10 protein-coding genes are annotated in these 9641 nt (G+C 57.9%); 1 reads left to right on the top strand and 9 read right to left on the bottom strand.

Annotation, left to right across the window (positions count from 1 at the left end; genetic code table 11):
• Positions 1-110: 110 nt before the first annotated feature.
• The 6 genes from JNM42_RS10515 to icd form a co-directional block, all read right to left on the bottom strand.
• Positions 111-323, bottom strand: a complete 213-nt coding sequence (locus JNM42_RS10515; protein ID WP_294269189.1) for a hypothetical protein — start codon at positions 321-323, stop codon at positions 111-113.
• A 30-nt stretch (positions 324-353) separates the two neighbouring features.
• The gene (ggt, locus tag JNM42_RS10510) at positions 354-2105 is read right to left on the bottom strand and encodes a gamma-glutamyltransferase (protein WP_294269187.1); all 1752 of its coding nucleotides are present in this window, start codon (positions 2103-2105) and stop codon (positions 354-356) included.
• Positions 2106-2453: 348 nt separating this feature from the next.
• Complete coding sequence (denD, locus tag JNM42_RS10505; RefSeq protein WP_294269184.1) at positions 2454-3446, bottom strand: D-erythronate dehydrogenase; 993 nt, start codon at positions 3444-3446, stop codon at positions 2454-2456.
• The gene (gene otnI / locus JNM42_RS10500; protein ID WP_294269181.1) at positions 3443-4219 is read right to left on the bottom strand and encodes a 2-oxo-tetronate isomerase; all 777 of its coding nucleotides are present in this window, start codon (positions 4217-4219) and stop codon (positions 3443-3445) included. The genes denD and otnI overlap by 4 nt, the downstream gene beginning before the upstream one ends.
• Positions 4220-4288: 69 nt before the next feature.
• Positions 4289-5575: a 3-oxo-tetronate kinase gene (gene otnK / locus JNM42_RS10495; protein WP_294269177.1), complete on the bottom strand. Its 1287-nt coding sequence runs from the start codon at positions 5573-5575 to the stop codon at positions 4289-4291.
• Between the two features lie 94 nt (positions 5576-5669).
• Positions 5670-6899 carry an NADP-dependent isocitrate dehydrogenase gene (gene icd, locus JNM42_RS10490; protein ID WP_294269176.1) on the bottom strand — a complete coding sequence of 410 codons (1230 nt, stop codon included), beginning with the start codon at positions 6897-6899 and terminating at the stop codon, positions 5670-5672.
• A gap of 268 nt (positions 6900-7167) precedes the next feature.
• On the opposite strand from icd, the gene aceK reads away from it, so the two are divergent.
• Positions 7168-8919: a bifunctional isocitrate dehydrogenase kinase/phosphatase gene (gene aceK / locus JNM42_RS10485; RefSeq protein ID WP_294269174.1), complete on the top strand. Its 1752-nt coding sequence runs from the start codon at positions 7168-7170 to the stop codon at positions 8917-8919.
• Between the two features lie 74 nt (positions 8920-8993).
• Here the strand turns inward: aceK and rpmG are convergent, their stop codons facing one another.
• The 3 genes from rpmG to JNM42_RS10470 form a co-directional block, all read right to left on the bottom strand.
• A complete protein-coding gene (gene rpmG / locus JNM42_RS10480) occupies positions 8994-9149 on the bottom strand; it encodes a 50S ribosomal protein L33 (RefSeq protein ID WP_294269171.1) in 156 nt (51 codons plus the stop codon).
• A 15-nt stretch (positions 9150-9164) separates the two neighbouring features.
• Positions 9165-9398 (bottom strand): 50S ribosomal protein L28, encoded by a 234-nt coding sequence (rpmB, locus tag JNM42_RS10475; RefSeq protein WP_294269166.1) that lies wholly within the window; start codon positions 9396-9398, stop codon positions 9165-9167.
• A gap of 87 nt (positions 9399-9485) precedes the next feature.
• Positions 9486-9641, bottom strand: a 156-nt coding sequence (locus JNM42_RS10470; protein ID WP_294269191.1) for a JAB domain-containing protein, incomplete at its 5' end; no start/stop codon positions are given.

Genomic DNA, 9641 nt, shown 5'->3' with positions numbered 1-9641 from the left:
AACTCCTCCTGGGGGTGAGGGTAACGGGCAGGCCAGCACCTTTCATAAATCGGGGTGGCGCATCCCTGCCCGAAAATCGAACTTGTAGTCGACGCTCAGAAATCTCAATGTCACTTCAGCACCGTGCCGTTCAGATCGTCCACCATACAGGCTTGCACGATGCATGCGCAGTCCTTGTCGCCTTTGAATCGGAGCGCGTGGGCGCGCGTCATATCCCAGCTTCCTAGCCAACTGCCGATAATGCGCTGCACGACGTGATCACATTCCCAACGGATTTTGCTGACTGCCGCCTGACCGGAATTCCGGCCGAAGGTTTCGACCATTTCGCCGACCGTGATGCTTTCACCTTAGCGTCATTCTACTGCCAGTGCGGCACCTTCGCTACGCGGGTCGGCGCCACCGCGCCAGCCAGCGTTGGCACCAACGCCTACACGTTCGATGCCGTTGGCTTTGTAAGGTAACGCGACAACGCTGATCTCCTGGTGCCCGAGTGCGATCAGTGCCGGGATCATCTTGGCGAGCGGTTCGCCCTGGGCTCCGGATTCGATGATCAGTCGGTCGCCGAAAACCATCATCACCGGCAGCGAGATGGCGGCCTGCACGGGCAGTTTCCAGTCGAGTACGGCAATAATCGATTTGGCGACCTGCGCCGGGATCGTCGGGCCGCCGGCCGCGCCGATCGACAGGACGACGGCGCCGCGATTGTCATAGACGATGGTGGGCGACATCGACGAGCGCGGGCGCTTGCCGGGCTGGACTCTGTTGGCAACGAGCGTGCCATCGACGACCGGCGCAAAATCGAAATCAGTGAGCTCGTTGTTGAGGACATAACCGCCGCTGACCAGTCCCGACCCAAACGCCCCTTCGACGGTAGATGTCAGTGATGCGACATTGCCGGCGGTATCGACCGCTGAAAAATGCGATGTCGAGGCGACTTCGCTGCCGTTGGACATGATCCTCGCCGGTGCACCGGGCGGCGTGCCGGCAACGACGGTGACCATGGTCTTTTCGGGGCTGATCAGCCGGCCGCGAGCGCGCAGATAGACCGGGTCGAGCAGGCCAGCGACGGGTACGCTGACGAAGTCGTTGTCGCCGACGTAAGTCGCGCGGTCGGCAAAAGCGAGGCGTTGGCTTTCGGCAAGCAGGTGCCACGTCACCGGATTGTCGGGGCCGAGCGCGGCAAGATCAAAATCTTCGAGCTGTTTAAGAATGGCGATGACCGCCAACCCGCCAGAGGATGGAGGTCCCATGCCACAGATCCTGTAAAGTCGGTACGGTGCGCAAACCGGCGGCCGCAGTTTGGCACGATAAGCGGCGAGGTCGGCACGGGTCATTCCCGACGGGTTCATGCTGGCGGAGGTCACGGTGGCGATCAGCGCATCGGCGTTGGGACCGGTGTAGAAGGCCGAAGGCCCCTTGGCCGCGATGGCCTCCAGCGTGCGCGCCAGGGGTTCGTTGACGATAAGGCTGCCGACCGGCCTGGGCCGACCGTCGGTCTGCAGGTACAGTGCGGCGCCTTCGCGGGTAAGTGCCAGGCTTTTGGCCTGGCGCTCGATGGCGTTGGCCATGTGTGGCGACATTTCATAACCACTGCGCGCAAGGACGATCGCCGGCTGGAACAGCGTCGCCCATGGCAGCTTGCCAAATTGCGCATGCGCGAGGGCTATCATAGCGATGTTGCCAGGAACGCCAACGCTCTTGCCGCCGGGACGCGCCTTGCCCGTTGGCAACGGCTTGCCATAGCCATCGAGGAACAAGGACTGGGAGGCGCTTGCCGGGGCGGTTTCACGCCCGTCGAAGCTGACCGGTGCGGCGGCGCCAGCCGCCTGGTAGACCAGCAACCCGCCGCCGCCGATACCCGACGATTGCGGCTCGACGACACTGAGCGCCAGCAGCGTTGCAGCACTGGCGTCGAATGCCGAACCGCCGGCAACGAGCATGGCGACACCAGCAGCGGCAGCGCGGCGATCGGCGGCCGAGACCATGGCCTGCGGCGGGAGAGCGTTGGCGCTGGTGTCGAGCATCAGCGGCACTGGCGCAGTGGCACAGGCCGAGAACAACAGCGAGGACAACAACAGCATGGGCAACAAAATCGAACGCGACACTTGCAACCCCTGATTCAATAAACCGTCGATTCTCGGGCCCCGGGCAGAGACCTTAAGTATTTCGGGCTAGGCGTCTGACTCTAGCACATCGTAAAAACCGCAGAACCGTCTCGGTGCACCAATTGCACCTGCGCGAATCTTCGCATAGATATCCGCTCTCTCTGTTAGAGGGGCGGGGGCGAGAAAATGTATTCGCTGGGCATGCTCCGTGCCAATCGAGCGATTCCGGCTGCCAAGCCGGGATACGCGCGGCAAGGGAAGGAAACGGGCAGGTCAGAAGCTTTCAAAAATCGGGGCAATGCTAAATCCATGCCCGTTAGTTGCACTTTTTGTCAAAGCTCAAAAGGATCAATTAAAAATCTGATCTGTGCCGTTCAGATCGTCCGCAATATAGGCCTGCACGATACTTGCGAAATCCCTGTCGCCTTTGAATCCGAGCGCATGGGCGCGCGTCATGTCCCAGCGTCTGGGCCAACTGCCAATAATGCGCTGCACGATGGGATCGCTTTCCCAGCGGATTTTTCCGACTGCCGCCTGACCGGAAATCCGGCCGAGGGTTTCGATCATTTCACCGACCGTCACGCTGACGCCTGGCAGGTTCAGCACACGGTTCAGGGCAAAGGCTTCGGCACCGAGCTCGTGTCCGAAGATCAGGCTGTCGATGGCCTGGCGGGGTGAAAGCAGCCACAGGCGGGTATCCGCCGTCACCGGGCAGACCGTTTCTTCGTTATTCAAGGGTTCACGAATGATGCCGCTGGCAAATGAAGAAGCGGCCTTGTTGGGTTTGCCAGGGCGCACGGAAATCGTCGGCAGGCGCAAGCAGCGCCCATCGATGAAGCCGCGGCGGCTGTAATCGGACAGCAGCAATTCGCCGATCGCTTTCTGGATGCCATACGAGGATTTCGGATTGAGCGCGGTGTCATCCTGAACCACCTCGGGCAGGTCGCCGCCATAGACGGCGACCGAACTGGTGAACACAACCCTGGGGCAATGCCCCAGGTGGCGACAAGTCTCGAACAGCAGCCGGGCGGCATCGAGATTGACGCGCATCCCGAGATCGAAATCCGCTTCCGCCTGGCTGCTGACCACCGCCGCCAGATGAAAAATGGACGCAGTTTCCGCGTCGACAACGCGGTTCAGCACCTGTTGATCGGCTAGATCGCCACTGGCGACAGTAACCCGCGGATCGGAAAATCCTTCGACAGGAACGATATCGAGCAGCACCAGGCTGACGATGTTTTCCTCGACCCCCGTCGCATTCCTCAGTTTTCCAAGGCGCAGAAGTTTTTTGGCCAATCGCCGACCGAGGAAGCCGGCACCACCGGTAATCAGAACTTTCATGTCATTTCCTTCATCCATACCAGCCCGTCCTCGGTTTTACCGCGTGGGCGATACTCGCAGCCGACCCAGCCGCCATAGCCCAGTTCATCCAGAAGACGGAACAGATGGCGGTAATTGACTTCACCCGCGTCGGGCTCGTTTCGATCGGGGACGCTGGCGATCTGGATATGCCCGATACCCTTGAAATTGTTCTTCAGCGTAATCGAGAGGTCGCCCTCGACAATCTGGGCGTGATAGAAGTCCATCTGCACCTTGAGGTTGGCCGCGCCGATTTCTGTGCGAATGGCATGTGCCTCGGTCTGGGTATTGAGGAAATAGCCGGGAATGTCGCGCGTGTTGATCGGCTCGATGACCAGCGTCAGGCCGTGCTCTGCCAGGGCTTTGGCCGCATGGCGCAGGTTATCGACCAATACCGCCCGATGTCGTGAGCGCTCGGCACCCTCCGGCAGCAAGCCGGCCATGGCGTGCAGCGTCGTAGTTCCCATAGACAGCGCATAGCTCAGCGCCTTGACCACACCGGCGCGGAATTCTTCTTCACGCCCCGGCAGTGAGGCTAGTCCTCGCTCTCCCGCCGCCCAGTCGCCGGGGGGCATGTTGAAGAGGGCACTCTGGAGTCCGGCTGCCTTCAGCCAGCGCGTGACATCGGCAACCGGATAGTCATAGGGGAAGAGGAATTCAACGGCAGCGAAACCGGCTTTCGCAGCGGCGGCAAAGCGTTCCGGAAACGGAACCTCGTTGAACATCATGGTCAGGTTGGCGGCAAATCTTGGCATGGAGAACCTTTTAAAATACTGTTTCAACGGGCTTGAGGTTGGTGGTTTTCTTCGGCAGCTTCGATACGCTCATGATGCCAGCTTGCTCCAGGCCTTGAGGAAGAAATCCGGCGTACCGAAATTGCCCGACTTGAGTGCGAGCGCCAGGGGTCGTCTGCCGCTGTCATTGCTTATTGCCGTTGTCCACGGCACACCCGGATCAATTTCCGGCCCGATACGCAGGCCCCTGACTCCGAGTGCCTGGACCACGGCCCCGGAGGTTTCTCCACCGGCCACGATCAGTTGCCCGACGCCTTGTTCGACCAGGCCGCTTGCGATGGCGGCAAGCGCTTCCTCAACCAGGCGGCCTGCCCGCTCTGCGCCGAGTTGCACCTGTACAGCCTTGACGGCTTCCGGTGTGGCTGTGGCGTAGAACAGTACTGGTTCGTTCTTGACGCGACTGTCGGCCCATTCAAGGGCAGCGCCAACGACATCCGTGCCGCTCGCCAATGCAAAGGGATCAACTTGGAAAGCAGGATGGGTGGTGCGCATGGCAGCGACCTGCCCCTGGGTGGCGACGGAGCAACTGCCCGAGATAACCGCACGCAAACCACCGGTATGTGGCAAGGCATCAGCCACAAGATCGTCGGCGAGCAGGCCGGCGCACCGGAAGTTCTGTGGCAAGCCGAGGGCAAGACCGGAAGCTGCGGTTACCAGCACAAGATCGGCACAGGCGGCAGCGATACTCATCAGGTCATCGTTGGACAGGGCATCGACCACTGAGAAGTTGTAGCCTGCGGCCTGTAGTGCCTTAAAACGAGCGCGGATGGCGACTTCGCCCTTGAGCACGGTCGAGTACTCGGTGAGGCCGACCTTGCCCTTGATCTGGGCTTGCAGCACGCGAACCAGGCTAGCGTCGGTCATCGGCGTCAAGGGATGGTCGCGCATACCCGAATCCGACAACAGCAGATCGCCGACAAACAGGTGGCCCTTGTAGATCGTCCGACCATTGGCCGGGAAGGCCGGACAGGCTATCGAGAAGTTGCTGCCGAGAGCTCTCATCAAGGCTTCGGCCACCGGGCCGATATTGCCACCGGGCGTCGAGTCAAAGGTCGAACAGTATTTGAAGTAGTATTGACGGCAACCCGCCTGTTGAAGCCAGCGCAACGCCGCAAGCGATTCGGCGACGGCCTCGGCGACCGGCGTCGTGCGCGACTTCAGCGCGATGACGAGAGCGTCGATGTTTTTGCCAACGTCAATAGGATCATGAGGAACGCCAATCAATTGCACCGTGCGCATGCCGGCCTTGACCAACATTCCAGCCAAGTCGGTGCCGCCGGTGAAATCGTCAGCGATACAACCGAGCAGAACAGTCATGGCAAGCTCCTCGACACAGAGACTGCATATATGATGCCCGAAAAAAAGCCCCCGATGGCGGGGGCTTTTCAATCGAAGGTAAAACGGCAGTCGCTTACATGCGCTCAATCATCGCATCGCCGAATTCCGAGCACGACACCTCGGTTGCGCCTTCCATCAAACGTGCGAAGTCGTAAGTCACGACCTTGTCGCCGATGGCCGCTTCCATGGACTTGATGAGCAAGTCGGCCGCTTCCAGCCAGCCGAGGTGACGCAACATCATTTCAGCGGAGAGAATCAGCGAACCGGGGTTGACCTTGTCCAGTCCGGCGTACTTCGGCGCCGTACCGTGCGTCGCTTCAAAGCAGGCGTACTTGTCGGAGATGTTGGCCCCCGGAGCAATACCAATGCCGCCAACCTGTGCCGCCAACGCATCGGAGATGTAATCGCCGTTGAGGTTGAGCGTGGCGATCACGTCGTACTCGGCCGGACGCAGCAGAATCTGCTGCAGGAAAGCGTCGGCGATAGCGTCCTTGATGATGATGCCGTTAGGCAGCTTGAGCCACGGGCCGCCGTCAATCTCGACACCGCCGAATTCGTTCTTGGCCAGCGCGTAGGCCCAGTCACGGAAGGCGCCTTCGGTGAACTTCATGATGTTGCCCTTGTGCACGAAGGTCACTGACTTGCGCTTGTTGGTGATTGCGTACTTGATCGCGGCACGCACCAGACGCTCGGTGCCCTCCTTGGAAACCGGCTTGATGCCGATCCCCGAGGTTTCAGGGAAACGGATTTTCGTGACGCCCATTTCGTCCTGGAGGAACTTGATGACCTTCTTGCAGGCATCGGAGCCGGACTGCCACTCGACGCCGGCGTAAATGTCCTCGGTGTTCTCGCGGTAGATGACCATGTCGATCAGTTCCGGATGCTTGACCGGCGAAGGCACGCCCTTGAAATACTGCACCGGACGCACGCACTGGTAGAGGTCAAGTTCCTGACGCAGGGCAACGTTCAGCGAACGGATGCCGCCACCGACCGGCGTCGTCATCGGGCCCTTGATCGAAACCGAGTATTCCTTGAGGGCCGCAAAAGTCTCGGCTGACAGCCAGATGTCGGCGCCGTACATGGTCGTCGACTTCTCGCCGGCATAGACTTCCATCCAGTAAATCTTCTTTTTGCCGCCGTAGGCCTTGGCTACCGCCGCATCGACCACCTTGATCATCACCGGGGTGATGTCGACGCCGATGCCGTCGCCTTCAATGAACGGGATAATCGGGTTATCCGGAACGGTTTGGCCGGGAACGATTTTTTGTCCGCCCTGCGGAATCTTGATCAGACTTTCGCTCATATCTACTCCATGGTTGTAATTCGGTTTTGTCCTGGTCACGAACCCGCACAGACACGCATCAGCCTTCCATGCATTTGCCGCAGAACCGAGTGTTTTTTAAATGCAGCGCCCGTGAGTGTAAAGAAAGCGCTGCGGGCCGTAATTCGAATAGCGCATTATCGCGGAAAACTACGCGCTTCGCCAGTATTTCATGATTCACATTTGTCATACATACTGGGCCCCCGGTTAATGCTACAATTTTCGTTTCTACGACTCATGGCCAACCAAGATGGATACCTGGATCGACAAACACCCCCCGTCATTACTCATTACCAAAGCCATGATCAATGGCTTCAACCGCCATTACCAGCATATCCGCCAATATGGTCAACAAGCGAAACTCCTTTTTGAAGCCGGTGACTGGAAGGGCGTACTGAATGCGGTCAGCGAACGCATCCCCTCCTACGACAATCGTGCGAACGAAACAGCCAGTCTCATCGAAGCTCGATACGGTGCCAATTCGCTCGACGACGATACGTGGCAACAAGTCAAACAGAACTACATAGGCCAATTGATCAACCACAAGCAGCCTGAACTCGCCGAAACATTCTTCAACTCGGTATGCTCAAAGCTTTTGCACCGCACCTATTTTCACAACGACTACATCTTTGCCCGTCCAGCGGTATCCACCGAGTACATCCTTTCCGATCCGCCCGTGTATTCAAGCTATTACCCCCAGCAAGATGGGCTTCGCCAGACCTTGAAGCAGATCATTACCGATTTCAACTGGCAACGCCCCTTTGAAGACCTCGACCGGGATATTACTTATGTCATGCGGACGGCCGAGAAGTATCTCGGCGGCTGGCCCAAGGCTGAACCCAATGTCCATATTCAGGTGCTGCATTCCGCTTTTTACCGGAACAAGGGCGCCTATATCTTTGGCAAGGCGATCAACGGCCACGTTGAGATTCCTTTCGCCGTTCCTGTCCTGCACACGCCGGAAGGCAAACTGGTACTCGATACCATTTTGCTCGATCCCTCACAGATTGTTCTGCTCTTCTCGTTATCTCGCGCTTACTTCATGGTCGATATGGAGGTTCCCTCGGGTTACGTTCAGTTCCTGCTCAGCATCCTGCCGAACAAGCCGCGTTCTGAAATCTACACCATGCTCGGTCTCGGCAAGCAGGGGAAAACGATGTTCTACCGCGACCTGAAGGAACACCTGCGCCACTCAAGGGACAAATTCATCATCGCACCGGGTGTTCTCGGCATGGTCATGCTGGTGTTCACCCTTCCCTCCTATTCTTATGTGTTCAAGATCATCCGGGATGTCTTTGCGCCAACGAAAGAGGTCGATCACGACACTGTCAAAGCCAAGTACATGCTGGTCAAGAAGGTCGACCGCGTCGGGCGGATGGCGGACACTCTGGATTTTGCGGACGTTGCCTTGCCGAAAAACCGTTTTTCGGATGAACTGCTTGAGGCATTGCGCGCGCACGTTCCATCGCTGCTTGAAGAAGACGGGGACGATCTGGTCATCAAGCACCTCTACATTGAAAGGCGCATGACGCCGCTCAACATTTATCTCGATGGCGCAACACCCGAAGAGATTGACCACGCCGTTCTCGAATACGGCAATGCCATTCGCGAACTGGCGAAAGCCAACATTTTCCCTGGTGACATGCTGTGGAAAAATTTCGGTATTACAAGATACAAGCGCGTGGTTTTCTACGATTACGACGAAATCGAATACATGACCGACTGCAACTTCCGCGTCATTCCGGAAGCCCCCTATCCGGAAATGGAAATGTCGAGTGAGCCCTGGTATTCAGTCGGCAGAAACGATGTCTTTCCCGAGGAATTTGCCTCCTTCCTGCTCGGATCGCCCAAGGTTCGCACGGCTTTTCTGAAGTACCACCGAGATCTTCTGAATGTCAAATTCTGGAAATCTGCGCAGGATAAAATTCTTTCGGGTCACGTTGAGGATTTCTTCCCCTATCCCGAAGAATTGCGTTTCTGCAAGGCATTCAAGGCAGGGTGACTCGGCAGCATGGCAAGATGAGAGACGAAAAAAAACCTCGCTGATTGAGCGAGGTTTTTTTATCCACGAGCAGATTACTTCAGCTTGGTTTCCTTGTACGCCACATGCTTGCGAACTTTGGGATCGTACTTCTTGATCTCCATTTTCTCGGGCATGGTCTTCTTGTTCTTGGTGGTGGTATAGAAATGACCGGTGCCGGCCGTCGATTCGAGTTTGATCTTTTCACGCATGGCAGAAGTTCCTTGTCAGATCTCGCCGCGAGCGCGCAGATCAGCGAGCACAACGTCGATACCGTTCTTGTCGATAGTGCGCAGACCGGCGGTGGAAACGCGCAGGCGTACCCAGTGGTTTTCGCTTTCAACCCAGAAACGGCGGTACTGCAGATTAGGCAGGAAGCGACGCTTCGTTCTATTGTTGGCATGGGAAACATTGTTCCCGACCATCGGGCCTTTACCCGTTACTTGGCAGACACGCGCCATGATTGTTGCTCCAGTTGATCTTGGGAAGAAAGCCGGCGATTCTAGCCTAAATTGCCGTGATGTTTCAAGCTATTTCTGATGACCCGATTACAGCAACCCGCGTTCGGCGAACGACAAGGGCTGTGACGTCCCGGCCACAATGAAGTGATCGAGCACCCGAACATCGACCAAAGCCAGTGCCTGCTTGAGTTCCCGGGTGAGCAGCTGGTCAGCGCTCGAAGGCTCGGAAACACCGGAAGGATG

The organism is Propionivibrio sp. (genome assembly GCF_016790145.1).
GTDB lineage: Bacteria > Pseudomonadota > Gammaproteobacteria > Burkholderiales > Rhodocyclaceae > Propionivibrio.
Note: the sequence above shows the minus strand (reverse complement) of the source record. Positions and strands in the feature narration are given on the sequence as shown.